This is a genomic window from Leclercia sp. W6, from assembly GCF_003336345.1.
In the GTDB taxonomy this organism is placed as follows: domain Bacteria; phylum Pseudomonadota; class Gammaproteobacteria; order Enterobacterales; family Enterobacteriaceae; genus Enterobacter.
The window spans coordinates 4,578,624-4,604,885 of sequence record NZ_CP031104.1 but is presented as its reverse complement, the minus strand read 5'-3'; the positions used below and the strand labels follow the sequence as shown (position 1 = coordinate 4,604,885).

24 protein-coding genes and 1 other RNA gene are annotated in these 26,262 nt (G+C 57.6%); 5 read left to right on the top strand and 20 right to left on the bottom strand.

Annotated elements, in window-relative coordinates:
• Positions 1-397: 397 nt before the first annotated feature.
• The 4 genes from ubiI to DVA43_RS22695 are packed head-to-tail and all read right to left on the bottom strand — an operon-like array spanning position 398 to position 4,701.
• Entirely contained in the window at positions 398-1,600 is a 1,203-nt protein-coding gene (gene ubiI / locus DVA43_RS22710; protein WP_114316849.1) for an FAD-dependent 2-octaprenylphenol hydroxylase, read from the bottom strand.
• A 12-nt stretch (positions 1,601-1,612) separates the two neighbouring features.
• On the bottom strand, positions 1,613-2,791 hold the full coding sequence (gene ubiH, locus DVA43_RS22705; RefSeq protein ID WP_114316848.1) for a 2-octaprenyl-6-methoxyphenyl hydroxylase: 1,179 nt from the start codon (positions 2,789-2,791) through the stop codon (positions 1,613-1,615).
• Positions 2,788-4,101 carry a Xaa-Pro aminopeptidase gene (gene pepP / locus DVA43_RS22700; RefSeq protein WP_114316847.1) on the bottom strand — a complete coding sequence of 438 codons (1,314 nt, stop codon included), beginning with the start codon at positions 4,099-4,101 and terminating at the stop codon, positions 2,788-2,790. Before pepP ends, ubiH begins: the two co-directional genes overlap by 4 nt.
• Before the next feature lie 21 nt (positions 4,102-4,122).
• Positions 4,123-4,701, bottom strand: a complete 579-nt coding sequence (locus DVA43_RS22695; RefSeq protein WP_139156297.1) for a YecA family protein — start codon at positions 4,699-4,701, stop codon at positions 4,123-4,125.
• Between the two features lie 167 nt (positions 4,702-4,868).
• Here DVA43_RS22695 and zapA point away from each other — a divergent pair, with 167 nt between their 5' ends.
• The 3 genes from zapA (at position 4,869) to DVA43_RS22675 (ending at position 6,045) form a co-directional block, all read left to right on the top strand.
• Complete coding sequence (gene zapA, locus DVA43_RS22685; RefSeq protein WP_039029820.1) at positions 4,869-5,198, top strand: cell division protein ZapA; 330 nt, start codon at positions 4,869-4,871, stop codon at positions 5,196-5,198.
• Positions 5,199-5,239: 41 nt separating this feature from the next.
• Positions 5,240-5,423: non-coding RNA, 6S RNA (gene ssrS, locus DVA43_RS22680), on the top strand.
• Between the two features lie 25 nt (positions 5,424-5,448).
• Positions 5,449-6,045: a 5-formyltetrahydrofolate cyclo-ligase gene (locus DVA43_RS22675; protein WP_114316846.1), complete on the top strand. Its 597-nt coding sequence runs from the start codon at positions 5,449-5,451 to the stop codon at positions 6,043-6,045.
• A gap of 90 nt (positions 6,046-6,135) precedes the next feature.
• Here the strand turns inward: DVA43_RS22675 and serA are convergent, their stop codons facing one another.
• Complete coding sequence (serA, locus tag DVA43_RS22665; protein ID WP_114316845.1) at positions 6,136-7,368, bottom strand: phosphoglycerate dehydrogenase; 1,233 nt, start codon at positions 7,366-7,368, stop codon at positions 6,136-6,138.
• Positions 7,369-7,635: 267 nt separating this feature from the next.
• Positions 7,636-8,295 carry a ribose-5-phosphate isomerase RpiA gene (gene rpiA, locus DVA43_RS22655; protein ID WP_114317187.1) on the bottom strand — a complete coding sequence of 220 codons (660 nt, stop codon included), beginning with the start codon at positions 8,293-8,295 and terminating at the stop codon, positions 7,636-7,638.
• Between the two features lie 150 nt (positions 8,296-8,445).
• On the opposite strand from rpiA, the gene argP reads away from it, so the two are divergent.
• Complete coding sequence (gene argP / locus DVA43_RS22650; protein WP_103822785.1) at positions 8,446-9,339, top strand: DNA-binding transcriptional regulator ArgP; 894 nt, start codon at positions 8,446-8,448, stop codon at positions 9,337-9,339.
• Between the two features lie 57 nt (positions 9,340-9,396).
• Here argP and DVA43_RS22645 read toward each other — a convergent pair whose 3' ends face one another.
• The 7 genes from DVA43_RS22645 to tkt form a co-directional block, all read right to left on the bottom strand.
• Positions 9,397-10,182, bottom strand: coding sequence for an oxidative stress defense protein (locus tag DVA43_RS22645; RefSeq protein WP_114316843.1), 786 nt, complete (start codon positions 10,180-10,182; stop codon positions 9,397-9,399).
• 92 nt (positions 10,183-10,274) lie between these two features.
• Positions 10,275-10,910, bottom strand: a complete 636-nt coding sequence (argO, locus tag DVA43_RS22640) for an arginine exporter ArgO (RefSeq protein WP_103822787.1) — start codon at positions 10,908-10,910, stop codon at positions 10,275-10,277.
• A gap of 141 nt (positions 10,911-11,051) precedes the next feature.
• A complete protein-coding gene (locus tag DVA43_RS22635) occupies positions 11,052-11,909 on the bottom strand; it encodes a small-conductance mechanosensitive channel MscS (protein WP_103176894.1) in 858 nt (285 codons plus the stop codon).
• A 185-nt stretch (positions 11,910-12,094) separates the two neighbouring features.
• The gene (fbaA, locus tag DVA43_RS22630) at positions 12,095-13,174 is read right to left on the bottom strand and encodes a class II fructose-bisphosphate aldolase (RefSeq protein ID WP_039029814.1); all 1,080 of its coding nucleotides are present in this window, start codon (positions 13,172-13,174) and stop codon (positions 12,095-12,097) included.
• An 89-nt stretch (positions 13,175-13,263) separates the two neighbouring features.
• Complete coding sequence (gene pgk, locus DVA43_RS22625) at positions 13,264-14,427, bottom strand: phosphoglycerate kinase (RefSeq protein WP_103822789.1); 1,164 nt, start codon at positions 14,425-14,427, stop codon at positions 13,264-13,266.
• Positions 14,428-14,476: 49 nt separating this feature from the next.
• A complete protein-coding gene (epd, locus tag DVA43_RS22620; RefSeq protein ID WP_103822790.1) occupies positions 14,477-15,496 on the bottom strand; it encodes an erythrose-4-phosphate dehydrogenase in 1,020 nt (339 codons plus the stop codon).
• 348 nt (positions 15,497-15,844) lie between these two features.
• Positions 15,845-17,836 carry a transketolase gene (gene tkt / locus DVA43_RS22610; protein WP_103176897.1) on the bottom strand — a complete coding sequence of 664 codons (1,992 nt, stop codon included), beginning with the start codon at positions 17,834-17,836 and terminating at the stop codon, positions 15,845-15,847.
• Positions 17,837-18,115: 279 nt separating this feature from the next.
• On the opposite strand from tkt, the gene DVA43_RS22605 reads away from it, so the two are divergent.
• The gene (locus DVA43_RS22605) at positions 18,116-18,874 is read left to right on the top strand and encodes a M48 family metallopeptidase (protein ID WP_103176898.1); all 759 of its coding nucleotides are present in this window, start codon (positions 18,116-18,118) and stop codon (positions 18,872-18,874) included.
• Positions 18,875-18,989: 115 nt separating this feature from the next.
• Here DVA43_RS22605 and DVA43_RS22595 read toward each other — a convergent pair whose 3' ends face one another.
• The 7 genes from DVA43_RS22595 to DVA43_RS22565 are packed head-to-tail and all read right to left on the bottom strand — an operon-like array spanning position 18,990 to position 26,259.
• A complete protein-coding gene (locus DVA43_RS22595) occupies positions 18,990-20,630 on the bottom strand; it encodes a thiamine pyrophosphate-binding protein (protein WP_114316842.1) in 1,641 nt (546 codons plus the stop codon).
• Between the two features lie 13 nt (positions 20,631-20,643).
• Positions 20,644-22,113: an aldehyde dehydrogenase gene (locus tag DVA43_RS22590; protein WP_114316841.1), complete on the bottom strand. Its 1,470-nt coding sequence runs from the start codon at positions 22,111-22,113 to the stop codon at positions 20,644-20,646.
• 9 nt (positions 22,114-22,122) lie between these two features.
• Entirely contained in the window at positions 22,123-22,893 is a 771-nt protein-coding gene (locus DVA43_RS22585; protein WP_114316840.1) for an aspartate dehydrogenase, read from the bottom strand.
• A 9-nt stretch (positions 22,894-22,902) separates the two neighbouring features.
• Positions 22,903-23,697, bottom strand: a complete 795-nt coding sequence (locus DVA43_RS22580; RefSeq protein ID WP_114316839.1) for an SDR family oxidoreductase — start codon at positions 23,695-23,697, stop codon at positions 22,903-22,905.
• The gene (locus tag DVA43_RS22575; RefSeq protein ID WP_114316838.1) at positions 23,681-24,451 is read right to left on the bottom strand and encodes an alpha/beta fold hydrolase; all 771 of its coding nucleotides are present in this window, start codon (positions 24,449-24,451) and stop codon (positions 23,681-23,683) included. The genes DVA43_RS22580 and DVA43_RS22575 overlap by 17 nt, the downstream gene beginning before the upstream one ends.
• Positions 24,452-24,461: 10 nt before the next feature.
• The gene (locus tag DVA43_RS22570) at positions 24,462-24,992 is read right to left on the bottom strand and encodes a cupin domain-containing protein (protein ID WP_103822797.1); all 531 of its coding nucleotides are present in this window, start codon (positions 24,990-24,992) and stop codon (positions 24,462-24,464) included.
• Positions 24,993-25,002: 10 nt separating this feature from the next.
• Positions 25,003-26,259, bottom strand: a complete 1,257-nt coding sequence (locus DVA43_RS22565) for an MFS transporter (protein ID WP_114316837.1) — start codon at positions 26,257-26,259, stop codon at positions 25,003-25,005.
• Between the last annotated feature and the right edge of the window lie 3 nt (positions 26,260-26,262).

Below are 26,262 nucleotides of genomic sequence, written 5' to 3'. Positions count from 1 at the left end.
TTGCGTTTCATGGCGAAAAATTCACCACGAAACCCGGCATCGGCATCGCTCCCGGACACCGACGCAAACGTTCTCTTTTACCTGAACTTACCACCGAAAACGGTGGTTAACCATAAGGCAAAGTGGGTCATCACATTAGCTTATGGTCAAAAGCCAGCAAAGCGTACAGAATTATTCACTGCAAAAATGCGAATCATTCCGCACAAACGCAAAGGCAATAAGAGAGGATTTAGCAGGGAGTGATATTTACTGCGGAAAAATGCGCGAAATTTCCGTAACATAAAAATAGTCAGATTAGTTAATCTAATGCGAAAAAGGCGGTGAAATTAGATTATTTCAAACGAGGGAGATCCCCCGGCCTACAGGCCGGGAGAATAAAGTGTGATGGAGTTCTAAATTAGCGTAGCCAGTCCGGCAGGTCGTTAAGACCCATCGCCTGACGCAGAAGTTGTGGTTTAACGCCCGGGAGGGTGTCAGCCAGTTTCAGGCCGAGATCGCGCAGCAGTTTTTTCGCCGGGTTGGCACCGGCAAAGAGTTCGCGGAAGCCCTGCATTCCCGCCAGCATCATTGCCGCGCTGTGCTTACGGCTACGCTCGTACCGGCGCAGGTAAAGATGCTGACCGATATCTTTGCCTTCACGATGGAGGCGGCGCAGTTCATTCACCAGCTCGGCGGCATCCATAAAGCCCAGGTTTACCCCCTGCCCGGCCAGCGGATGAATGGTGTGCGCCGCGTCGCCCACCAGCGCCAGACGATGGGCGGCAAACTGGCGCGCATAGCGACCGGTTAACGGGAATACCTGACGCTCGCTTTCGACGGTGCAGAGCCCCAGCCGGTTATCAAAGGCCACGCACAGGGCCTGATTAAATTCTTCGGCTGACGCCTCCTGCATCTGCTGCGCCTTCTCAGGGGAAAGCGACCAGACGATGGAACAGAGATGCGGATCGCTGAGGGGCAGGAAGGCCAGAATGCCGTCGTTATGGAAGATCTGCCGGGCCACCGCCTGGTGCGGTTCCGCCGTCCTGATGGTGGCGACCAGGGCATGATGGCGGTAGTCCCAGTACGTCAGGGGTATGTCGGCTTTGTTGCGCAACCAGGAGTTGGCACCATCGGCCCCGACCACCAGACGCGCGGTCAGCATGTCGCCACTTTGCAGGGTAATAAAGGCATCGTTTTCACCCCAGGCCACCTGCTGCAGCTGCGCGGGGGCGATCAGCGTGACGTCGCTGCACTGCTGCGCTTTCTGCCACAAGGCATGATGGATCACCGCGTTTTCGATGATATGGCCGAGATGGCTGTAGCCCATGCTCTCATCATCGAAAGCGATATGCCCGAAGCTGTCTTTATCCCACACTTCCATGCCGTGATAGCAGCTGGCGCGCTGGGCGATAATCTCTGACCAGACGCCAACGCGGGTCAGCAGCTTTTCACTGGCGGCGTTGATCGCCGAAACGCGTAGCTCAGGCGGCGCATCGGGAGCGACAGGCTGCGGCTGTTTCTGCTCCAGCACCGCCACGCGCAGACCGCTCCCCTGCAGACCGCAGGCCAGCGCCAGTCCTACCATTCCGCCACCGACAATGGCGACATCAACATTCTGCACTTTGTTTACTCCTTAGCGAGCGACCCAACCAAGCGTCCTCTGTGCCAGCACATCACGTGCCGGAATAAATAGTTCCATCGCCATTAACCCGGCGTTACGTCCCGCTACCAGCGGCGCCCAGCGATTGGCAAACAGATGCACCAGCCCGTCGGTTACGCCGATCGTCGCCGCTTTATCTGCCTGGCGACGCTTCTGGTAGTGGCATAACACCGGATATGCCCCGCAATCCTGCTGTTGCGCAAATGCCTGGGCCAGGGTTTCGGCGAGGCTCATGACATCGCGCAGCCCGAGGTTAAAGCCCTGTCCGGCGATGGGATGTAACGTCTGTGCCGCATTGCCCACCAGCGCGACGCGATGGGAGACAGATTGCGACGCCGTGGTTAAGGCCAGGGGATAGACCGAACGCTTGCCCGCATGGGTGATCCGCCCCAGCCGCCAGCCAAAGGCTTTTTGCAGTTCGGTGCAGAAGCGTTCATCAGACCAGCTCTGCACGTCGTCCGCACTCTCCAGCGAATGGCACCAGACCAGCGAGCTGCGCCCCTGCGACATCGGCAGCATAGCCAGCGGGCCATGTTGGGTAAAACGTTCAAAAGCGCGACCACGGTGCGGCTCGGCGGTGGCGACGTTGGCAATCACCGCCAGCTGATGATAGGGCTGCTGTTGCCACTGGATCCCGCACTGCTGGCCGAGCGCCGAACGGGAGCCGTCGGCTGCCACCAGCAGTTGTCCCTCAAGGGTCGTACCATCATCCAGCGTAACGCTGACTGAGGTTTCGCTGCGGGTAAAATGCTCCACGCGCGCCGGGCAATGCAGCGTCACGCCTGGGGCATCCTTTAGCAGACGGAACAGGCGCAGGCCCACATCGTGCAGTTCAACCACCTGCCCCAGCGCATCAATGCGGTAATCCTGTGCCTCGAGAGTAACAAACCCGGCATGACCCCGGTCGCTGACATGAACGGTTTCGATGGCCGTGGCGCAATCGGCAATCGCCTGCCAGATGCCGCTACGCGCGAGCTGCTGGCAGGTGCCCTGCGCCAGGGCGATAGCGCGTCCGTCAAATCCCGGATGGCCCGTCGACTGCGGCGCAACCGCTTCGATAAGATGGATCGGCAGCTTACCCTGGGTCAGGGAAGAGAGGGTCAGCGCCAGCGTCGCTCCCGTCATGCCTCCGCCAACGATGATGATACTCATGCGCGTGCCGCCGCCATCAGCGCCTCGATCTCGTCGGCATTTTTCACCACCGATGCGGTGAGGTTTTCGTTGCCAGTTTCGGTGATAACGATGTCGTCTTCGATACGAATGCCGATGCCGCGATACTCCGCGGGCACATCAGCATCCGGTGCGATATAGAGTCCCGGCTCAACGGTCAGCACCATGCCGGGTTCCAGCACGCGGGAACGTTCCGGGCCATAGGCACCCACATCATGCACATCCAGCCCCAGCCAGTGGCTCAGGCCATGCATAAAGAAGGAACGGTGCGCGTTCTCAGCAATCAGCTGATCGACATCGCCCTGCAGGATACCCAGATCCACCAGTCCGCTGACCATAATGCGCACCACTTCGCCGGTGACTTCCTGAATAGAGGTGCCGGGGCGGAACAGCATCAGCGCAGTGTCCAGCGAGTGCAGAACGATGTCGTAAATGGCGCGTTGGGCTGGGGTAAATTTACCGTTCACCGGGAAGGTACGGGTGATATCCCCGGCATAGCCTTTAAATTCACATCCGGCATCAATCAGCACCAGATCGCCATCCCGCAGTTCGGACTCGTTTTCGGTGTAGTGAAGAATGCAGCCATTTTCACCCCCGCCCACAATGGTGTTGTAGGCCGGATAGCGCGCGCCGTGGCGGGAAAACTCATGATGAATTTCCCCTTCCAGCTGATATTCGAACATCCCCGGACGGCACTTTTCCATCGCCCTTGTATGGGCCAGCGCGCTGATCTCACCCGCACGACGCATCACCTCCAGCTCTTCAGCCGATTTAAACAGGCGCAGTTCATGCACAACGGGACGCCAGTCGGTGATCGTTGCGGGCGCTTTCAGATTTTGCCGGGAGCCTTTACGCAGCTTATCCAGCGCGGCAAAGAGAATCTCGTCGGCATACGCATATTCGCCCTGGGCGTGGTAAACCACATCCAGGCCATTGAGCAGCTGGTAAAGCTGATCGTTGATTTCGCTGAACGCCAGGGCGCGATCCACGCCCAGCTTTTCCGGCGCGGCCTGCTGTCCCAGCCGACGGCCAAACCAGATCTCGGCGGTGAGATCCCGGACGCGATTAAACAGCACGCTGTGGTTGTGGGTGTCATCACTTTTAATCAGCACCAGTACCGACTCCGGCTCGTTGAAGCCGGTGAAGTACCAGAAATCACTGCTCTGGCGATACGGATATTCGCTATCGTTACTGCGCGTGGCCTCCGGTGCGGCAAATATCAGCGCGGCGCTTCCCGGCTGCATCGTAGCCAGCAGCGCCTGACGGCGACGAAGGTACTCTTGCTGAGTCATGACACCCTCCAGTAGTTGTTATTAGTGTAAGGTTGGTTTGCGCACTTCCGGCGCAGTGGGCTGAGTCCGCGTAAAGGTATCGTGGCAGAGCAACGACGCGACGCGCACATACTCAATGATCTCTTCGAGGGACATTTCCAGCTCTTCCTGGTCCTCTTCCTCGTCGTAGCCCAGCTGTGCAATGTTGCGCAGATCGTCGATCGCTTCTCCGGCTTCGCCCGTCACCTTTTCAAGTTTAGGCTGCGTTACGCCCAACCCCAACAGGTAATGGTTAACCCACCCGGCCAGCGCATCGGCGCGATCGAACACGCTGACGTCGTCGCCATCAGGCAGATAAAGCTGAAAAAGGAAGCCGTCATCTTCCAGCGCATCGCTGATTGCGCCATGCATACTGCGCAACGCCTGGGCCAGATCGTGACCAAACGCCAGACCTTCGTTCGTCAGGTCGTGAACCAGCGGCAGCCATGAGCTGTCGTTGTTTCCACCACACAGCATCCCGCTGATCAGACCGTGCATTTCAGCAGGTGTTAAACCCACGCCCTGCTGGTTCAGTAACTGGCTAACGTCGTTGTAGCCAGGCATTTCGTTCTGTATAGACATGCGCATTCGTCATCATTGGGAGGAATATTCATGGTATGCTACCACTTTGGACCCTGGTGAACCAGAATAGGGCTTGTATCTGCGCACCAGGGTAGCTATAGTGTCGCCCCTTCGCAGCCCCCGGAATCGGGTGTGAAGGCAGCGCAGTCAAACAGCAGGAAGGTGGCATGTCTGCACAACCCGTCGATATCCAAATTTTTGGCCGTTCGCTGCGAGTGAATTGTCCGCCTGAACAAAGGGATGCTTTGAATCAGGCTGCGGATGATTTGAATCAGCGGTTGCAAGATTTAAAAGAACGCACTAGAGTCACAAATACTGAGCAGCTGGTTTTCATCGCCGCGTTGAACATCAGTTATGAACTGACTCAGGAAAAAGCGAAGACCCGCGAATACGCGGCGAGCATGGAACAACGCATTAAAATGCTCCAGCAGACCATTGAACAGGCATTGCTTGATCAGGGTCGCATTACTGACAGACCGGGGCAAAACTTTGAATAACACTTCATGGTCTACTATGGTAGAGTGACCCTGAAGGAAAAATTTCTCTGAGATGTTCGCATGCGGGCCAGTCCCCTGAGCCGATATTTCATACCACAAGAATGTGGCGCTCCATGGTTGGTGAGCATGCTCGGTTCGTCCGAGAAGCCTTAAAATCATGACGACACATTCACCTTGAACCAAGGGTTCAAGGGTTACAGCCTGCGGCGGCATCTCGGAGATTCCCTCACCTTTCTACCCAGCGACTACCATGACGCAACTTCCTGAAGTTCCTGCCACACGTCAACACATTCGTCAGTTTATTCGTCAGCAACGCAGAGCACTAACGCCTGAACAGCAAGCCCATTTCGCGCAGCAAGCCGCGGCCCGCATGATGGCGTATCCGCCTATGGTCATGGCGCACACGGTGGCCCTGTTTCTCTCCTTTGACGGCGAACTGGATACCCAGCCGCTGATTGATGAACTCTGGCGAACCGGGAAAAAGGTCTATCTGCCGGTACTCCACCCTTTTAGCCCAGGTAACCTCCTGTTTCTGCACTACCATCCTCACAGCGAACTGGTGGTGAATCGTCTGAAAATCACCGAGCCGAAACTGGACGTGCGCGACGTATTGCCGCTGGATCAGCTGGACGTGCTGGTGACGCCGCTGGTGGCGTTTGATGAGAGCGGCCAGCGCTTAGGCATGGGCGGGGGTTTTTACGATCGCACTCTGCAAAACTGGCAGCAGTACGGTTTACATCCCGTAGGCTATGCGCATGATTGTCAGGGCGTGGAAACGTTACCGGTGGAGAAGTGGGACATCCCGCTGCCTGCGGTGGTGACGCCGTCCAGGATTTGGCAGTGGTGAAAAAAGCCGGGTGGCGGCGTCGCCTTACCCGGCCTACACAATCCGTAGGCCCGGCAAGCAAAGCGCCGCCGGGCAGCAGACCGCACTAAATCAGTAAAGCAGACGCGCGCGAATCGTGCCCGGAATGGCTTTCATCCCCTGCAGCGCTTTCTCTGCAACGTCTTCATCCGCTTCGATATCGATAACCACATAACCCATCTGCGCGTTAGTTTGCAGATACTGTGCGGCAATGTTGACCCCCTGCTCGGCGAAGATCTGGTTAATGGCCGTCAGCACGCCCGGACGGTTTTCGTGGATGTGCAGCAGACGGCGTCCGCCGTGCAGCGGCAGAGAGACTTCCGGGAAGTTGACCGCAGAGAGGGTGGAACCGTTGTCGGAGTATTTGCTCAGCTTACCGGCCACTTCAAGACCGATATTTTCCTGCGCTTCCTGCGTGGAGCCGCCAATGTGCGGAGTCAGGATCACGTTATCAAACTCGCACAGCGGCGAGCTGAATGGATCGCTGTTGGTCGCCGGCTCGGTCGGGAAGACGTCAATGGCCGCCCCCGCCAGATGTTTGCTTTTCAGGGCGTCACACAGGGCAGGAATATCCACCACCGTACCGCGCGCGGCGTTGATCAGCAGCGAGCCCGGCTTCATCAGCGCCAGCTCTTCCGCACCCATCATGTTTTTGGTGGAGGCGTTTTCCGGCACGTGCAGGCTCACCACGTCGCTCATGTTGAGCAGATCGGAGAGATGCTGAACCTGGGTGGCGTTACCCAGCGGCAGTTTGCTTTCAATGTCGTAGAAGAAGACGTGCATCCCGAGCGATTCGGCGAGAATGCCCAGCTGCGTGCCGATGTGGCCGTAACCGATAATCCCCAGCTTTTTACCGCGCGCTTCGAAAGAGCCGGAGGCCAGCTTATTCCAGATCCCGCGGTGCGCTTTGGCGTTGGCTTCAGGAATGCCGCGCAGCAGCAGCAGGAGTTCGCCGATAACCAGCTCCGCCACGGAACGGGTGTTGGAGAATGGCGCGTTGAATACCGGAATACCGCGCTTCGCGGCAGCATTGAGATCGACCTGGTTGGTGCCGATGCAGAAGCAGCCAATCGCCACCAGTTTTTCTGCCGCGGCAATAACCTCTTCTGTCAGGTGGGTACGGGATCGCAGGCCGATGAAGTGGGCATCACGGATCGACTCTTTCAGCTGTTCGGTATCCAGTGCACCTTTGTGAAATTCGATGTTGGTGTAACCCGCCGCACGAAGGCTATCCAGTGCTTTCTGATGCACCCCTTCGACCAGCAGAAATTTAATCTTGTCTTTCTCCAGTGATACCTTTGCCATTTCCCCGACCCTGTCTGATTGTCTGAACTGTTGTTGTGCTGGATTGAAATCCACTCCCGCCAACATATCAAAAAAAACTATTGCAGCAATATGAACGTTTGCGTCGGCACTCTGAAGAAATGTCATACAGCCGCAATTGGCAGTGAATTATTCTGTGGAGCAGGAGGAAAGCGGCAGGATCGTCAGGGGAGGGTTATAAATGTGACACAAGTCACCAAATATCGCTTTTGCAAAAATAATTAGCGGGGGGAAGCTCCCCCCGTCAGATCATTTCATGATGGTTTTCACGCCTTCGGCGGTGCCAATCAGCGCGACATCCGCGCCACGGTTGGCGAATAACCCTACAGTTACTACGCCTGGCAGGCCATTGATAACGTTTTCCAGCGCCACGGCGTCGAGGATCTCCAGACCGTGAACATCCAGAATCACGTTACCGTTGTCCGTCACCACGCCCTGACGGTATTCCGGGCGTCCGCCCAGCTTGACCAGCTCACGGGCAACCGCGCTGCGCGCCATCGGGATCACTTCAACCGGCAGCGGGAATTTGCCAAGGATATCCACCTGCTTCGAAGCATCGGCGATACAGATGAACTTGTCCGCAACAGAGGCGATGATTTTTTCGCGCGTCAGCGCCGCGCCGCCGCCTTTGATCATCTGCATATGACCGTTAATTTCATCCGCGCCATCAACGTAGATACCCAGGCGGTCGACTTCATTCAGATCGAAAACGGTAATGCCCAGGCTTTTCAGCTTTTCCGTGGATGCATCGGAGCTGGAAACTGCGCCCTCGATCTGCCCTTTCATCGTGCCCAGTGCATCAATAAAGTGTGCTGCCGTAGACCCTGTACCCACGCCGACAATGGTACCCGGCTGTACATACTGGAGAGCGGCCCATCCTACTGCTTTTTTCAGTTCATCCTGCGTCATGATCTCTTGCCCGTGGTGATTTTGCGTGACGCGCATTATAGAGCATTCACCTGCGCCATGTGATCTGCAAGGTCACCAATTTCGTCTGTATCAAACATAAATTTATGTCATAGTGCGAAGTATTGAATCATTTGGGAGTCAGCCAGAGCAATGAAACGTCCGGACTACAGAACATTACAGGCCCTTGATGCCGTTATTCGTGAACGCGGATTCGAACGCGCAGCACAGAAGCTGTGCATTACCCAGTCCGCCGTTTCGCAACGGATCAAACAGCTTGAGAATATGTTCGGGCAGCCGCTGCTGGTTCGTACCGTTCCGCCGCGTCCCACCGAACAGGGGCAAAAACTGCTGGCGCTGCTGCGTCAGGTTGAGCTGCTGGAAGATGAGTGGCTGGGTGACGAACAGACCGGCTCCACGCCGCTGCTCCTCTCCCTGGCGGTCAACGCCGATAGTCTGGCAACCTGGCTGCTGCCCGCACTGGCCCCGGTGCTGGCCGATTCGCCTATCCGGCTGAATTTGCAGGTGGAAGACGAAACCCGCACCCAGGAGCGTCTGCGTCGCGGTGAAGTGGTGGGCGCGGTCAGTATCCAGCCTCAGGCGCTGCCAAGCTGCCTGGTGGATCAGCTGGGGGCGCTGGATTATCTCTTCGTCGCCTCCAAAGCCTTTGCTGAACGTTACTTCCCGAATGGCGTCACCCGCGCGGCGCTGCTGAAAGCGCCCGCCGTGGCGTTTGACCATCTCGATGATATGCATCAGGCGTTTTTACAGCAGAACTTCGACCTGCCGCCCGGCAGCGTACCCTGCCATATCGTTAACTCATCAGAGGCCTTCGTGCAGCTGGCGCGTCAGGGCACAACCTGCTGCATGATCCCGCATCTGCAGATCGAGAAAGAGCTACAGAGCGGCGAACTGATCGACCTGACGCCAGGCCTGCACCAGCGCCGCATGCTCTACTGGCACCGCTTCGCGCCGGAAAGCCGGATGATGCGCAACGTTACCGATGCGCTGCTGGCCCACGGCCATAAGGTCCTGCGCCAGGACTAATAAAAAAGCCGGGTCGCGTTAACGCTCACCCGGCTTTTTATTACTGCTAAACAACCATTACGGTGCTTTTGTCGCAGTATCAGGCTGCTGCACTTGCTGCTGCACCTGTGGAGTCTGCTGGCTCTGCTGCTGACCCTGTGCAGGCTCCAGCTGGAACACCACATCAACCTGATCGTCGAACTGAATCGTTGGCTGCTCGTAAGTATCCTGCGCGGAGACCGGCGCCGCTTCCGCTTTCATCATGCGCACCATCGGGCTCGGTTGGTAGTTAGAGACGTGGTAACGCACGCTGTATACCGGCCCCAGTTTGCTGTTAAAGCCAGAAGCCAGCTGCTGCGCCTGATGCAGGGCGTCATCAATCGCCGCTTTACGCGCTTCGTCTTTATACTTCTCTGGTTGCGCAACGCCCAGGGACACCGAACGGATCTCATTCAGACCCGCTTTCAGCGCGCCATCGAGCAGAGAGTTAAGTTTATCCAGCTGACGTAAGGTCACTTCGACGGTACGTACCGCGCGATAACCTTTCAGGATGCTTTTGCCATTCTGATAGTCGTAATCTGGCTGGGTGCGCAGGTTAGCGGAATTGATATCTTTCTTCGCTATGCCATTCTGCTCAAGGAATGAGAGATATTGCGCAACGCGATCGTCTGCCTGTTTCTTGGCGGTGGCCGCATCTTTGGCCGCCACGTTGACTTCAATGGCAAGGGTAGCGATATCCGGTACTGCATCCACGCTTGCGGTTCCGGAAGTGACAATATGCGGGCTGTCAGGCAGTTCACTGGCCTGAGCGGATACTGCGCCAAAACCCATTAATGCCGCCAGGGCAATTACATTCAACTTCACTTTAATTCCTCCATGTTGCGAAGAGTGCCCAGGTAACAGGGCGCATGCCAGCAAGCTTAGCGACTGCTGGCCGAATGTCCATAAGACAACGCTTAGTTGAATAGTTCACGAATGTGATGAATCCCCTCTTTCGCCAGCTGGAAAGCAATAAACCACATCACCACGCCGACCAGGCCGTTAATAATGCGCTGGGCTTTGGCGGTGCGCAGGCGGGGTGCCAGCCATGCAGCGAGCAGCGCCAGACCAAAGAACCAGAGGAAGGAGGCGCTCACGGTACCCAGCGCGAACCAGCGTCTCGGCTCAGCATCCAGCTGCCCTCCCAGGCTGCCCAGCACCACAAACGTATCGAGATAAACGTGCGGATTAAGCCAGGTCACCGCCAGCATGGTGACGATAATTTTCCAGCGCCCCTGCTTCATGACTTCAGCGCTGGCCAGCTCAATATTGCTGCCCAGCGCCGTTTTCAGGGCGCCAAAGCCATACCAGAGCAGAAAGGCGACGCCGCCCCAGGTGACCAGTGCCAGCAGCCAGGGAGACTGCATCAACAGCGCGCTACCGCCAAAAATCCCGGCACAAATCAGCAGCATATCGCTTAGTGCGCAGAGCAGCGCGATCATGATGTGATATTGACGTCGAATGCCCTGATTCATGACGAAGGCATTTTGCGGACCGAGAGGCAGGATCATCGCCGCGCCAATCATAAGCCCCTGAATGTAAAAAGATAACATGGAAACCAATCTCAAAAATGTGTCTTAGGGGCTGACTATACTGCGGGAGAATAATAAGAGGAAATGGATAATATTAATTGGCAATAAGGGAAGCTAATAAAACCCGGTACGCATTGTGCGCACCGGGTTAAGGTAAAAACCTTATTCCGCTGGTTCTTTCACCCGTTTGAAGTTCACGTCCATCTGCGGATACGGGAAGCTGATGCCGTTGGCATCAAAGTCGCGCTTGATGCGCTCCAGTACATCCCAGTAAACGCTTTGCAGATCGCTACTTTTGCTCCAGACGCGCACCACAAAGTTGATCGATGAAGCGCCCAGTTCGTTCAGACGCACGGTCATGTCGCGATCCTTCAGAATGCGTTCATCAGACTCGATAATATTGGTGAGCAACTGCTTCACTTTGTCGATATCCGAGTCGTACGCTACGCCAATAATGAACTCATTACGACGCTCAGGTTCACGTGAGAAGTTGATGATGTTATTGGCGATAATCTTACCGTTCGGGATCACCACGATACGCCCGTCAACGGTGCGTAAGGTGGTCGAGAAGATCTGCACCTGCAGCACGGTTCCGGCCACGCCGCCCAGATCCACATATTCGCCCGAGCGGAACGGACGGAAGGTGACCAGCAGCACCCCGGCGGCCAGGTTCGACAGCGAGCCCTGTAATGCCAGGCCAATAGCCAGACCGGCGGCACCGAGTACGGCGATTACCGACGCGGTCTGTACCCCTACACGCCCAAGCGCCGCGATCAGGGTAAAAGCGATGATGCCGTAGCGCACCAGCGCAGAGAGAAAGTCTGCTACCGTGGCATCAATATGGCGCGCCCGCATCACGCGGTTGACCGCATTAGAAATGATGCGCGCAACAATCATACCGATGATGATAATGGCGATGGCCGCCACAATGTTTACCGCGTAACTCAACAGCAACGCCTGATTACGCACCAGCCAGGAGCCCGCGTTATTGATGCTATCTACAACACCGAGATCTTCCATTTATCTTTCCTTATGCACATAAAACACAAATCCGCCCCATGCGGAGAGGAGCAAGTGTGTAAAGGGTAAACAAAAAGCCCACAATATGCCAAGCAGATCACATAAAACAGCCGCTATAGCCAGTTGAAAAGACATAAAAAAAGCCCGCGATTAACGCGGGCTTTTGATGGTGTCAGCAGCTTAAATTACAGAACGTCAACCGCGTTCAGCTCTTTGAAAGCCTGCTCCAGACGCGTCACCATAGAGGTCTGGGCTGCACGCAGCCATACGCGTGGATCGTAGTATTTCTTGTTCGGCTGGTCTTCGCCTTTCGGGTTGCCCAGCTGGCCCTGCAGGTAAGCTTCGTTAGTTTTATAGTACTGCAGAATACCGTCCCAGGTTGCCCATTGGGTATCGGTATCGATGTTCATTTTGATAACACCGTAGCTAACGGAATCTTTGATTTCCTGAGCAGAAGAACCGGAACCGCCGTGGAAGACGAAGTTCAGGCTGTTGTGCGGCAGGTTGTGTTTCTTGGAAACGTATTCCTGAGAATCACGCAGGATGGTTGGGGTCAGAACCACGTTACCTGGCTTGTACACACCGTGTACGTTACCGAAGGAAGCCGCGATAGTGAAACGTGGGCTGATTTTGCTCAGCTCGGTGTAAGCGTAATCAACGTCTTCTGGCTGAGTGTACAGAGCAGAAGCGTCCATGTGGCTGTTGTCCACGCCGTCTTCTTCGCCACCGGTGCAACCCAGTTCGATTTCCAGGGTCATGTCCATTTTGGCCATGCGCGCCAGGTATTTAGAGCAGATCTCGATGTTCTCTTCCAGAGACTCTTCAGACAGGTCGATCATGTGAGAAGAGAACAGTGGCTTACCGGTTGCAGCGAAGTGTTTTTCGCCCGCGTCCAGCAGACCGTCGATCCACGGCAGCAGTTTCTTCGCGCAGTGGTCAGTGTGCAGGATTACTGGAACGCCGTAGTGTTCAGCCATCTGGTGAACGTGATGCGCGCCAGAGATTGCGCCCAGGATTGCAGCACCCTGAGGAACGTCAGTTTTCACGCCTTTACCTGCGATAAACGCAGCACCGCCGTTAGAGAACTGAACGATTACCGGTGCTTTAACTTTTGCTGCTGCTTCCAGTACGGCGTTGATAGAGTCGGTACCGACGCAGTTAACTGCTGGCAGAGCAAAGTTGTTTTCTTTAGCTACCTGGAACACTTTCTGAACGTCATCACCAGTGATCACGCCAGGTTTTACGAAATCAAAAATTTTAGACATGTTGCGAGTCCTGTATCTTCGGCCTTGGAAAGGGGCGAGCTCTTAAAAGCGCGCTGAAAATTGGGCAGGTTTCCCTGCCCTAAAATGGCTTACTTCTTAGCGCGCTCTTCGAGCATGGCTACTGCTGGCAGAACTTTGCCTTCCACGAATTCGAGGAATGCGCCGCCGCCAGTGGAGATGTAGGAGATCTTGTCGGAAATACCGAACAGATCGATGGCTGCCAGGGTGTCACCGCCGCCAGCAATGGAGAATGCTTCGCTGTCTGCAATCGCGTTAGCCACGATTTCAGTACCTTTACGGAAGTTCGGGAATTCGAACACGCCAACCGGACCGTTCCACAGAATGGTTTTTGCATTCTTCAGGATTTCAGCCAGTTTCTCTGCAGAGGCGTCGCCCAGGTCCAGAATCTGCTCTTCATTTTTGATGTCAGAAACAGATTTCAGCTCTGCGGTTGCGGTTTCAGAGAACTCGGTCGCGACGCGAACGTCAGTTGGAACCGGGATATCGCAGGTGCTCAGCAGACGTTTCGCTTCGTCAACCAGGTCTGCTTCGTACAGGGATTTACCCACGTTGTGGCCCTGGGCAGCAACGAAGGTGTTAGCGATACCACCGCCAACGATCAGCTGGTCAGCGATTTTGGACAGGGAGTCCAGAACGGTCAGTTTGGTGGAAACTTTAGAACCACCAACGATAGCAACCATCGGACGAGCAGGTTCTTTCAGTGCTTTACCCAGCGCATCCAGCTCAGCGGCCAGCAGAGGACCTGCACAAGCGACGTCGGCGAATTTACCGATACCGTGGGTAGAAGCCTGGGCACGGTGAGCGGTACCGAAGGCGTCCATTACGAATACGTCGCACAGTGCAGCGTATTTTTTGGACAGGGTTTCGTCGTCTTTCTTCTCGCCTTTGTTGAAGCGAACGTTTTCCAGAACAACCAGCTCACCTTCAGCAACTTCCACGCCGTCCAGGTAGTCTTTAACCAGACGTACCGGGCTGGACAGTTTGTCTTTCAGGTAATTAACAACCGGCAGCAGAGAGAATTCTTCGTTGTACTCGCCTTCGGTCGGACGACCCAGGTGGGAGGTTACCATCACTTTTGCACCCTGCTTCAGTGCCAGTTCGATGGTTGGCAGTGATGCACGGATACGCGCGTCGCTGGTTACTTTCCCATCTTTAACCGGTACGTTCAGATCCGCACGGATGAAAACGCGTTTACCTGCCAGATCCAGATCGGTCATCTTAATTACAGACATGGTGAATCCTCTCGTTGATTCTTAAAGTTTTGCAGACGCAATACGCGTCTTACCTGAAACCTTGTGCGGCCATGGCTAACGTGGTGTCGAGCATCCTGTTAGCAAAGCCCCATTCATTATCACACCAGACCAGCGTTTTGATCAGGTGCGCCCCACTCACTCGCGTTTGGGTGCCATCAACAATAGCGCTATGCGGATCGTGGTTAAAATCTACTGAGACCAACGGTAATTCCGTATAGTCAACTATACCATGAAATGCTTGCTGTGCCGCCTTTTGCAGCAACAGGTTGACCTCACAGGCTTTTACCGGTTTTTTTACGGTAACACTGAGGTCGATCGCCGTCACGTTGATGGTAGGTACGCGGACGGCGATAGCTTCAAAACGATCTTCAAACTGCGGGAAAATTCGGGTAATACCGGCCGCCAGTTTGGTGTCCACCGGGATAATCGACTGACTCGCCGCGCGAGTGCGTCGCAGGTCCGGGTGGTAAGCGTCAATGACCTGCTGATCGTGCATGGCTGAGTGGATAGTGGTAACCGTACCCGACTCAATGCCGTAGGCATCGTCCAGCAGTTTGATGACCGGAATAATACAGTTGGTGGTACAGGAGGCATTGGAGACAATTCGGTGTTCTGCGTGCAACTCGTGATGGTTGACGCCGTAAACCACCGTGGCATCGAGATCGTTACTGCCAGGATGTGAAAAGAGCACTTTTTTTGCGCCAGCCGCCAGATGGGCTTCGCCGTGCTCGCGGTTGCCGTAGACGCCGGTACAATCGAGAACCACATCTACACCCAGTTCACGCCAGGGTAATGCTTCGATCGTCCGCTCATGAAGCACACGGATCACGTCATCACCGACAAGCAGTTGCTCTCTCTCCTGACGAACGTCCCAGGCAAAGCGTCCATGGCTGGTGTCATATTTCAATAAATGCGCCATGCCTGCGGCATCCGCCAGTTCATTGATGGCCACCACGGTAATTTCCGCCCGGCGTCCGGATTCATATAAAGCACGAACCACGTTACGTCCGATGCGACCGAAACCATTAATCGCTACGCGTACGGTCATAAGTCTCCTGCAAAGCTTTCCCTGACACGAGGTGGCTGACAGAGTAATGCAGCAACGCGCTGAGGGGAATCCTTGCCTGTCACAAACTCCAACTGATTGGTCATTTGTCGAACGTTTAATCGACTGAAACGCTTCAGCCAGAATAAGCGAAACACGGAATAAAGGGAATGACCGTCCAGATCAATAAGCCAGCTATATGACACACATCACATTTTAAGTGGAATAATTTACAGAGGTATTACATCTTTGAGGAATAACATGCACAAAAAAGCCGGGTGACGCTTACGCCTGCCCGGCCTGAATATTTTGTAGGCCCGGCAAGCTACGCGCCGCCGGGCCCAACCGTGATTACAGCAGTTCTTTCGCTTTCGCGACCACGTTCTCAACGGTGAAGCCGAACTCTTCGAACAGCTGCTCAGCTGGCGCAGACTCACCGAAGGTGGTCATGCCAACGATAGCGCCGTTCAGGCCCACGTATTTGAACCAGTAGTCAGCGATACCCGCTTCGATTGCCACACGGGCAGAAACGGCTTTCGGCAGCACGGATTCACGGTAAGCCGCGTCCTGCTTGTCGAAGGCATCGGTAGATGGCATGGAGACCACGCGCGCTTTCACGCCTTCGCCTGCCAGCTGATCCCAGGCGGCAACAGCCAGTTCAACTTCAGAACCGGTTGCGATGAAGATCACCTGCGGCTGACCGTCGCAATCTTTCAGCACGTAACCACCGCGAGCGATGTTCGCCAGCTGCTCTTCGGTACGATCCTGCTGAGCCAGGTTCTGACGGGAGAGGATCAGCGCGGTCGGGCCGTCCTGACGCTCAACGCCATATTTCCACGCTACCGCAGATTCAACCTGGTCACATGGACGCCATGTGGACATGTTCGGGGTCACACGCAGGGAAGCAACCTGCTCAACCGGCTGGTGGGTCGGGCCATCTTCGCCCAGACCGATAGAGTCGTGGGTGTAGACCATCACCTGACGCTGTTTCATCAGCGCAGCCATACGCACCGCGTTACGGGCATATTCCACGAACATCAGGAAGGTGGAGGTGTACGGCAGGAAACCACCGTGCAGGGAGATACCGTTGGCAATCGCGGTCATACCGAACTCACGAACACCGTAATGGATGTAGTTACCGGCAGTATCTTCGTTGATCGCTTTAGAACCAGACCAGATAGTCAGGTTTGATGGCGCCAGGTCAGCGGAGCCGCCGAGGAACTCTGGCAGCAGCGGGCCGAAGGCTTCGATCGCATTCTGGGAGGCTTTACGGCTGGCGATTTTAGCCGGGTTAGCCTGCAGCTTAGCGATGAACTCGTTCGCTTTGGCATCGAAGTCTGCTGGCATGTCACCTTTCATACGACGGGTGAACTCTGCCGCTTCCTGTGGGAAGGCTTTAGCGTAGGCGGCGAATTTCTCATTCCATGCCGCTTCTTTCGCCTGACCGGCTTCTTTGGCATCCCACTGCGCGTAGATTTCAGACGGGATTTCAAACGCAGCGTGTTTCCAGCCCAGTGCTTCACGGGTCAGGGCGATCTCTGCATCACCCAGCGGTGCACCGTGGGAGTCGTGCGTACCGGCTTTGTTCGGAGAACCGAAACCGATGATGGTTTTGCACATCAGCAGGGACGGTTTGTCGGTCACTGCGCGCGCTTCTTCTACTGCACGTTTAATCGCTTCAGCATCGTGACCGTCAACGCCACGCACTACGTGCCAGCCGTAGGCTTCGAAACGTGCTGCGGTGTCGTCAGTGAACCAGCCTTCAATATGGCCGTCGATGGAGATGCCGTTGTCGTCATAGAACGCAACCAGTTTGCCCAGTTTCAGGGTGCCTGCCAGGGAGCACACTTCGTGAGAAATGCCTTCCATCATGCAGCCGTCACCCAGGAATGCATAGGTGAAGTGGTCGACAATGTCATGACCCGGACGGTTGAACTGCGCCGCCAGCGTCTTCTCGGCAATCGCCATACCCACGGCGTTAGCAATACCCTGACCCAGCGGACCGGTCGTGGTTTCAACACCTGCGGTGTAACCCACTTCCGGGTGACCCGGGGTTTTGGAGTGCAGCTGACGGAAGTTTTTCAGCTCTTCGATTGGCAGGTCATAGCCGGTGAGGTGCAGCAGGCTGTAGATCAGCATTGAGCCGTGGCCGTTAGAGAGAACGAAACGGTCGCGGTCAGCCCATGCAGGGTTCTGCGGGTTGTGGTTCAGGAAATCACGCCACAGGACTTCGGCAATGTCAGCCATACCCATAGGGGCACCCGGGTGACCGGACTTAGCTTTTTGTACAGCATCCATGCTCAGCGCACGAATAGCATTGGCAAGCTCTTTACGTGAGGACATTTTGACTCCAGATCGGATGTTGAAGGCCATGCCCGTTTCGGCTTGACGACAGCGCGTTTTGGGCTACGCCAGAAAAAAGTGCCAACAATGTAACCCAAGCGACAAAGCATGTACATGGACCATTCTTTTGCCGCTTAAGAAATCTCTGGAACAGGCTCGCACGTTGCGCAATCTTCTCGCCCGCCTTCGTTTATATTCTTTATAATTGGAGCTGCACCCTCCTCCGGGGCGGCAAAACTTTCAGAATTTATCAAGTTTAACGAGTACGGAAGCAACATAATGAAAATGCGTGCAGTAGTGCTGGCTCTGGGAACGACCCTTCTTCTTAGCGGGTGTCAGAATATGAATTCTGGTGGCCTGCTGAGCTCCGGAGCAGAGGCGTTTCAGGCCTACTCCCTCACCGATGCCCAGGTGAAAACATTAAGCGATGAGGCCTGTAAAGAGATGGACGGTAAAGCGACCATCGCACCGGCAGACAGCACTTACGCTCAGCGTCTGAATAAGATTGCTTCAGCACTTGGCGACAACATTAACGGCCAGCCGGTGAACTACAAGGTTTACATGGCGAAAGACGTTAACGCCTTTGCGATGGCTAACGGCTGCATCCGCGTCTACAGCGGATTAATGGACATGATGAACGACAATGAAGTCGAAGCGGTTATCGGCCATGAAATGGGCCACGTTGCCCTCGGCCATGTGAAGAAAGGGATGCAGGTTGCCCTCGGCACGAACGCTGTTCGCGTGGCGGCGGCCTCTGCGGGTGGCATTGTAGGTAGCCTCTCCCAGTCGCAGCTCGGCGATCTCGGTGAAAAACTGGTTAACTCCCAGTTCTCTCAGCGTCAGGAATCTGAGGCCGATGACTACTCTTACGATCTGTTGCGCAAACGTGGGATTAACCCATCAGGTTTAGCCACCAGCTTCGAAAAACTGGCTCAACAGGAAGCGGGCCGTCAAAGCTCCATGTTTGACGACCACCCTGCCTCCGCAGCGCGTGCGCAGCACATCCGCGATCGCATGGCGGCAGACGGGATTAAATAATGTACCGGGGAGGCGCCCGCGCCTCCGTTGAAAAGCCGGGTGGCGGCTTCGCCTTACCCGGCCTGCTTTGTGCGTAAACGTAGGCCCGGTAAGCGCAGCGCCACCGGGCACACAGCTAGTACAGCGTTTTCTGCGGCGGTCCGGCAAACTTCAGGGCGCCAATCTGCCCCATCCGCACCTCCACTACCGACGGCCCCGGCATCGCCAGCGCCTCCGTCATCACCGCATCAAAATCCTCTGCCCGCTCAACGCTCCACGCCTGCAGGCCAATCGCCTGGGCCAGCAGGGTAAAGTCCGGCGTATGCAGCTCGTTATAATACTGCCGTCCGCCGAAATATTTATCCTGAATGCCACGCATCACGCCGTAACCGCCGTCGTTCATGATCAGCAGCGTCACGTTGGCTTTCTCCTGCGCCAGCGTCGCCAGCTCGCCTAAATTCAGGCTCAGGCCGCCGTCGCCCACCAGCCCCACGACCTTGCGCTGCGGATTGGCAATCGCAGTACCAATCGCCATCGGCAGCCCCATGCCAATCGCCCCGGCCAGAGAGTGAATGTTCATCAGCGGACCGTTGGCGCGGAACAGGCGGCTGCCCCACAGGCTGCCGGAAACGGTGATATCGCGCACCAGCAGGCCGTCCTTCGGCAGCGCTTTCTCAATGGCATCGTTGAGTTTCGCATAGGCACCACACTGCTCGCGCAGACCCTGCTCAGCTTGCTCCACCGCCTGCTGAACCTGCGTATCCCACTGCGCGTTACCCCATTCACGCCCCTGCGCTTTTGCTGCCAGCGCGTTAAGCAGCGCTGAACAATCGGCTACCAGCGTTTTATCCATCAAATAGTTACGGCTTGCAGCCGCCGGGTCGATATCGATCTGCACCCGCGGGTAAGGCAGCTCCAGCGTCCAGGAGCGGGTTTCGTTGCTGCGCAGGCGTGAGCCCGCTACCAGCGTAAAATCACACCGGGCGATCAGCGCCTCCACTGACGGCGAGTTGTGGAAAGCCCGCAGGCTGGCGCGATGGCTGTCCGGCAGCACGCCGCGCGCGTGGGTGCTGGAGATCACGGTGATACCCGCATCCGCCAGTTTTTTCACGGCGTCAGCGCTTTCCAGCGCCCCGCCACCCAGCCACAGCAGCGGCTGTTTCGCCTGCTTCAGCTGCGCCCAAAGCGCATCAACCGTCCCGGCATCTGGCGCTGAAGCTGACGCCGGTTTTACCGGCGCCGTCACCAGCGACAGCGGAATTTTCGCCCCCTGAATATCAATCGGGATTTCCACAGAGACCGGCCCGCACGGCGGCGTCTGTGCCTCCTGAATCGCTTTATGGAGAATCGCTATCGCCTGGTTGGCGTTACTGATGCGATACGCCCGTTTTGAGCTGGCCTTCAGGAAGGTCAACTGGTCGCGGGTTTCGTGAATAAACCCGGTGTCGGCATCCAGCCAGGCTTTTTCCACCTGTCCGGTTAAATGCAGCAGCGGCGTGCAGGCATTCATTGCTTCCACCAGCGCGCCTACCGCGTTACCTGCCCCTGCCCCGGTACTGGTCAGCGCCACGCCGAGGCCGGAAAAACGCCCGTGGGCATCGGCCATGGTGACGGAACCGGCTTCGCCGCGCGCGGGCACAAAGCGGATATTGCCGCGCTGCCCTACCGCATCGGCGATCGGCAGGTTGTGAATGGAGATGACGCCGTAGATGGCCTCAACCTGATACTGCTCCAGCGTTCTGGCGATGGCGTCGCCGACGGTTATCATTTCGCTCATTGCTCACCCTTTCTCAGTCGCACCAGTGGTTGACGCTGTTACCCGTCGCCAGATAAATGCTCTTTTGTTGCATCCAGGCTTTCAGCCCCTGAATGCCCTTTTCGCGGCCCAGACCGCTCTCTTTAAAGCCCCCGAACGGGGTCGAAATCGCAAAGACCTTGTAGGTGTTGATCCACACCGTGCCCGCCTCAAGCTGCTCGCTTAAGCGCAGCGCGCGTCCGGTATCCCGCGTCCAGATCCCGGCAGCCAGACCATATACCGAGTCGTTCGCCTGCTGGATCAACGCCGCTTCATCGTTAAATGGCATCGCCACCAGCACCGGGCCGAAGATCTCCTCCTGACAGGCGCGGGCGCTGTTGCTCAGCCCTTCGATAATCGTTGGCTGGAAGAAGCTGCCGTTTGCAAGACTGGGATCGGCTGGGATCTCCCCGCCGCACAGCACGCGGCCCCCTTCGCGCTTCGCCAGCTCGACGTACTCGATCACGCTCTGGCGATGCTTATCGTTGATCAGCGGCCCGACGTGGGTGCCGTCGGTAAACGGATGCCCGACGCGCAGGTCGCGGGTTAACTCCAGCAGCCGCGCCATCAGCGGGGCGTAAAGGCTTTCGTGGATAAACAGCCGCGACCCGGCGATACAGGCCTGTCCCGCCGAGCTAAAAATGCCGTAGCAGATCCCGCGCGCGGCCTGCTCGATATCCGCATCCTCGAGCACGATGGTCGGGGATTTACCGCCCAGCTCAAGAGAGGCCGGGATCAGCTTTTCCGCCGCCACGTGCGCCAGATGACGGCCAGTGGTGGTGCCGCCGGTAAAAGAGATTTTGCGCACTTTAGGATGGCGTGCCAGCGCATCGCCAATCACCGAGCCTTTGCCCGGCAGTACGCTCAGCAGCCCGGCGGGCAGCCCGGCCTGTTCAAAGATGCGCGCCAGCTCCAGCGCCATCAGCGGCGTCGCTTCGGCGGGCTTGAGGATCACCGCGTTTCCGGCGGCAATGGCCGGAGCGACTTTCTGCATTTCACTGGCAATCGGCGAGTTCCACGGCGTGATGGCTGCCACCACGCCAAGCGGCTCATAGCGACTCAGGGTTAGTAAATCCGGCTGGCGCGGCGTCGGAAGCTCCCCTTCCAGCAGTTCGCAGGCGGCGGCAAAGTAGCGCGCCGTTCCCGCCGCACTCATCACAAGCCCGCGTGCTTCCGCCAGCGGTTTGCCGTTATCGCGGCTCTGCATCTGCGCCAGCGCATCGACGCGGGATTCAATTTGATCCGCCACTCTGTGCAGGATCTTCGCGCGCATATGCGGCAGGCTGTTGCGCCACGCGGGATCGCGCCACGCCCGCTCGCCAGCCTCGATTGCGTCATGCAGATCGTCGAGGCTTGCCGCGTTTAAAACCGCGTTGATCGTTCCATCAGCCGGGAAGTGGCTCTGCATCGGGTTGCCGCTGCCGTGTCGCCACTGGCCGCCGATAAAAATCTTCAGTTCGTCCATCGTCACTCCTCAGCTCAGGGCCAGCTCGCGGCAGGCGCGTACCGCGCTGAGTGCCGCCAGGGTGGAGGTTTTCGGGTTAGAGGCAAGCGGCAGCCCGCTCAGCTCAAGATGGAACTCGCCAAACACGCCTTCGACGTGCAGCGTGTGGGTATTGCGTTTCGTGGCCGGGTCGACCATCAGCTGTACGCGGGTCTCATCCATCCCGACGCCACCGAGCGCCACGGTCGCCGCCACGTTGGCGTTGGCCGGGAACAGTCGTGCCGCCTCCCGGGCGCTGCCTTCGAAAAAGACCTGCGCCACTGACACCGAATTAAGATCGATAAGCTGTTCGGCGTAGCTGCCGCGCCAGCTGGCCGGGCTTTTACGCGACTGATAGGTCACGCGCTCAAGCCCGCCCTCTTTCGCCGCCGCCAGCCCGTCGATGCCGGCCACCGCGCCGGAGAGCAGCGTCAGTTTGCCGCCCGCGTTGAGCAGTCGCTGTTCGAGCGCGCTGTCTGCCAGTGCGCCGGTGGAGATCACCGCCAGATGCCAGCCGCGACGCAGAATATCCTCGCCGTACTGCGCCACCGCCTGCTGGCTGGCGCACTCCAGCACCAGATCGGGCGCGTCAGCGCACTCCAGCGGCGAGGTCAGCGCCACTACCGCATCGCCAAACTGCTGGCGAATCGCCGCGTGGTGAGACGCGCGCGCCACGATCCAGCCGATAGCGACACCGGCAGGCAGGCGCTCAATCACCGCCTGCGCCATCGCGCCAAAACCAATTAACATGATCTTTTTCATGATGCGTCCTTACAGATGGCGGCAGAAGCCGCCGGAAACGTCCAGCGCGGCGCCGGTGGTAAACGAGGCCAGCGGTGAGGCGAGGAACAGTAGCGCCTGCGCGGGCTCCTGCGGCTTGCCGAGGCGCGCCATCGGGATGCCGCGTTTGCGCGCGATCTCCGCCGTCCACTCCGGCCAGCTCTGGCTTTTGTCTGTACGGTTTTCAAAGCGGCGCTGCCACTGGCCGGACTCCACCATGCCGAGCAAGATGGAATTCACCCGAATGCCTTTCCCCACCAACTCTTTCGAGAGCGTCAGGGTCATATTCAGCAGCGCGGCGCGGGCGGCAGAGGTGGCGATCATGTGCTCTTCCGGCTGCAGCGCCAGCAGGGAGTTGACGCAGGTGATGGAGGCGATATCGGACTGCTCCAGCAGCGGCTGAAACGCCTGAACCGGATTGATCACCCCGAACAGTTTCAGCTCGGCTTCGTGCAGCCACGCCTCGCGCGGCGTGTCATTGAAGTGCGCCACGTAGCCCTGCCCGGCGTTATTGATCAGCATATCCGCCGCGCCAAAGCGCGCCTGAACGGCATTCGCAAAGGCCTGCACCTCGTCGGCTTTCAGTACGTCGCAGCGGTAAGAGAAAATCTCCCCGTCCGGGTATTCGTTATGCAGCGCCGCATGGGCGCTGGCGAGCCGGTCCGGGTCGCGGCCACAGAAGGCCACTTTAGCCCCCTCGCCCAGCAGCAGGCGCAGCGTTTCAAAGCCAATGCCAGAAGAACCGCCGGTGACGACCGCTATGCGCCCATCAATTTGTGCATTCATCGCGCACCTCTTCGTTAATGCGTAAAAGCTGTTGGTTAAAAAACGCGTCGTTATCGAGATAGCTGGCGTGACCGGCCTGCGGAATGGCGATAAACGGCATGGCGTAGCGCAGCGCCAGCCCCGCTACCCGTTCAGGTTCCGTTATCGCATCCTGCTCACCACACCAGACTTCAAATTGGCCTGTGTAGCGTTTCAGCCAGCCGTGAATATCGTCGTGCGCCAGCATCCATGCGGCAGCGAGGTAGCCCTCCGGGCGCAGCTTGCGCATTCCCGCCGCGACGCAACTGACATCCTCCGCCCGCGCACCGGGACGCAGCAGCTTCGCGGCGCGGGTCTGGGCGAGAATTTCGCCGCCCAGCGCCATCTGCTGCTCGCGGTTGCGCCAGACCTGCTCGCGCTGCTCCGGCGCGGCCTGGCCGTAGCCCTGCGCGGCATCTGCCAGCACCAGATGGATAACGCGTTCCGGGAACTTCGCCGCAAAAGCACTGGCGACCAGCGCCCCCAGAGAGTGCCCTACCAGCACCGCCTGCCAGACGCCCGCCCGATCGAGCATCGCCGCCAGCGCGTCGGCGTAATCTCCGGCGTTTTCCCGTTCAGCTGCCAGCATCGGGCTTTCGCCATAGCCGGGCATGTCCCACGCCAGCACCCGAAAACCGTTCAGCGCCATCTGCTTATGCCAGGAGGCGGCGCCGGAGCTGATGCCGTGCAGCAACATCAGCGGAATGCCGCATCCCTGTTCACGAAATTCCGTCATCGTGCACCCCTTAGTTCCGCTTCACTTTTGAGAGCGGATGATCGGCCGGGTAGGTCGGGATTTCCGGCTTGTTAGTGCCCAGCATGACGCACATCAGTGCCTCTTCTTCCCCGTGGTTAAACAGCCCACGATAGATACCCGGCGGGACAGAGATCAGGTCACGCTCGCGCAGCACGGTTTCGGTGTAGTTGTCGCCATCCTGGATCATCAGCGTGATCTGCCCTTTCAGCATGAAGAAGACCTCTTCCACATCGTCATGCAGGTGCAGCGGCCCTTCGCATTTCGACGGCAGTACCATGGTGGAGAAGGTAAAGTGATCCGCCTGCACGGTGTTGGTGTCGTTCGCCACGCCGGTGGCACCGGTGCCGATGTAGCGCATCTGCGCCCGACGGTATTTCGGGTCAAAATCGGCCTGGAACTTCAGCGCGTTCCAGTCATATTTACGCCCTTCGAAACGCGCGATGCGCGACTCGACCCACTCTTCCATCGTCAGGTGGTCAGGTTTGATGCCAGATTTGTTGGTTACGGTTGAATCAGTCATGACACTCTCCTCAGTAACGTCTCAGCAGCGGCAGTAACAGGACGCAACCCACCGCCGCCATCACCGCCAGAAAAATCAGCCCGGAATCCATGCTGTGGGTGAAGGCGATTAACGCGCCCATCACCGCCGGCGACAGCGCGCCCGCAAAGTTTCCCAGCCCGTTGAAGATGCCGCCCGCCGTGGCGCTCACCCTTGGATGGGTGGCCTTTGCCAGCAGGGCAAAAATGTTGGGAGCCCCGGTGCCCCACATAAAGGTGCTGAAGCTCATCGCCGCGATGATGGTCAGCGGAGTGTCGAGGTGCATGACCGCTGCCAGCCCCACCGCCGCCCCCGCCATGGAGATAAAGCAGGCCGCGGCGCGCTTATCGACCCGGTCCGAGAGCCATGCGCCAATCACCTCGCCTGCCAGCATGGCGATAAACGGCATCGACGACAGCCAGCCCGCGTGCTCAAGGTGAATGCCTTTGCCCTTGATGAGGTAGCCCGGCAGCCAGCCGTTGATACCCCACAGGTAGGTCAGGAAGGCGATGTTAAAGATGCAGATGATCCAGAAGTGCGGACTGACGAACAGCTCGCGCCGGGCCGCGCGACGCTCATCCTGCGACGCCTGAGTGGTGGCCGGTTTCGCATCCAGACGGATCCCCCGCAGACCGATGCGCACAAAAATAAGCACCGGCACGGTCAGCATCGCCATCACGAAGAAGGTGCTCTGCCAGCCGAAGGTATTCAGCAGCCAGAGGGAGAGCGGGAAGCCAATCGCCGCCCCCACCGGGGTGCCCAGCAGCCACAGCATGGTGGCGCGCGCCTGCAGATGCTGCGGGAAGTTGTGGCGCACAATGGCGAAGGCCAGCGGGAAGAGCGGCCCTTCTGCCACCCCCAGCAGGATGCGCAGGACAATCATCAGCGTGTAGTTATGGGTAAAGCCCATCGCCACCATCAGCACGCACCAGATCACCATCATCCCGGTGAGCAGGCGCAGCGGGGCGATCTTGTCCCCCAGCCCGCTTAAAAAGACCGATGAAAAGCCGTAGCTCAGCAGGAAGGCGCTCATCAGAATGCCGAGGCGCGTGGTGTCGAAATCGATGCCCATCGCCTGCTGGAAATGGCCGTCAGAAAAGAGCGCTGCAATGCTGATTTTGTCGAAAAACGCCAGCAGCACGCAGGCCAGCAGCGCCAGCGGGATGGCCCAGCGCACCGCTTTTTCAGGCGTGCGGGTTCCCTCACCGCTCGCCTCAACAGGCGCGGTGTTGGTCTCTAATGTGGTCATGTC

Bases quoted from the DNA above. Each gene is read 5' to 3' on its own strand.
- argO (WP_103822787.1), bottom strand. From the start codon at position 10,910: ATGTTATCTTTTTACATTCAGGGGCTTATGATTGGCGCGGCGATGATC.
- fbaA (WP_039029814.1), bottom strand. From the start codon at position 13,174: ATGTCTAAAATTTTTGATTTCGTAAAACCTGGCGTGATCACTGGTGAT.
- pepP (WP_114316847.1), bottom strand. From the start codon at position 4,101: ATGACTCAGCAAGAGTACCTTCGTCGCCGTCAGGCGCTGCTGGCTACG.
- zapA (WP_039029820.1), top strand. From the start codon at position 4,869: ATGTCTGCACAACCCGTCGATATCCAAATTTTTGGCCGTTCGCTGCGA.
- epd (WP_103822790.1), bottom strand. From the start codon at position 15,496: ATGACCGTACGCGTAGCGATTAATGGTTTCGGTCGCATCGGACGTAAC.
- DVA43_RS22635 (WP_103176894.1), bottom strand. From the start codon at position 11,909: ATGGAAGATCTCGGTGTTGTAGATAGCATCAATAACGCGGGCTCCTGG.
- DVA43_RS22605 (WP_103176898.1), top strand. From the start codon at position 18,116: ATGAAAATGCGTGCAGTAGTGCTGGCTCTGGGAACGACCCTTCTTCTT.
- DVA43_RS22580 (WP_114316839.1), bottom strand. From the start codon at position 23,697: ATGAATGCACAAATTGATGGGCGCATAGCGGTCGTCACCGGCGGTTCT.
- tkt (WP_103176897.1), bottom strand. From the start codon at position 17,836: ATGTCCTCACGTAAAGAGCTTGCCAATGCTATTCGTGCGCTGAGCATG.
- DVA43_RS22595 (WP_114316842.1), bottom strand. From the start codon at position 20,630: ATGAGCGAAATGATAACCGTCGGCGACGCCATCGCCAGAACGCTGGAG.
- DVA43_RS22590 (WP_114316841.1), bottom strand. From the start codon at position 22,113: ATGGACGAACTGAAGATTTTTATCGGCGGCCAGTGGCGACACGGCAGC.
- serA (WP_114316845.1), bottom strand. From the start codon at position 7,368: ATGGCAAAGGTATCACTGGAGAAAGACAAGATTAAATTTCTGCTGGTC.
- DVA43_RS22695 (WP_139156297.1), bottom strand. From the start codon at position 4,701: ATGTCTATACAGAACGAAATGCCTGGCTACAACGACGTTAGCCAGTTA.
- DVA43_RS22675 (WP_114316846.1), top strand. From the start codon at position 5,449: ATGACGCAACTTCCTGAAGTTCCTGCCACACGTCAACACATTCGTCAG.
- rpiA (WP_114317187.1), bottom strand. From the start codon at position 8,295: ATGACGCAGGATGAACTGAAAAAAGCAGTAGGATGGGCCGCTCTCCAG.
- argP (WP_103822785.1), top strand. From the start codon at position 8,446: ATGAAACGTCCGGACTACAGAACATTACAGGCCCTTGATGCCGTTATT.
- pgk (WP_103822789.1), bottom strand. From the start codon at position 14,427: ATGTCTGTAATTAAGATGACCGATCTGGATCTGGCAGGTAAACGCGTT.
- DVA43_RS22585 (WP_114316840.1), bottom strand. From the start codon at position 22,893: ATGAAAAAGATCATGTTAATTGGTTTTGGCGCGATGGCGCAGGCGGTG.
- DVA43_RS22565 (WP_114316837.1), bottom strand. From the start codon at position 26,259: ATGACCACATTAGAGACCAACACCGCGCCTGTTGAGGCGAGCGGTGAG.
- DVA43_RS22575 (WP_114316838.1), bottom strand. From the start codon at position 24,451: ATGACGGAATTTCGTGAACAGGGATGCGGCATTCCGCTGATGTTGCTG.
- DVA43_RS22570 (WP_103822797.1), bottom strand. From the start codon at position 24,992: ATGACTGATTCAACCGTAACCAACAAATCTGGCATCAAACCTGACCAC.
- ubiH (WP_114316848.1), bottom strand. From the start codon at position 2,791: ATGAGTATCATCATCGTTGGCGGAGGCATGACGGGAGCGACGCTGGCG.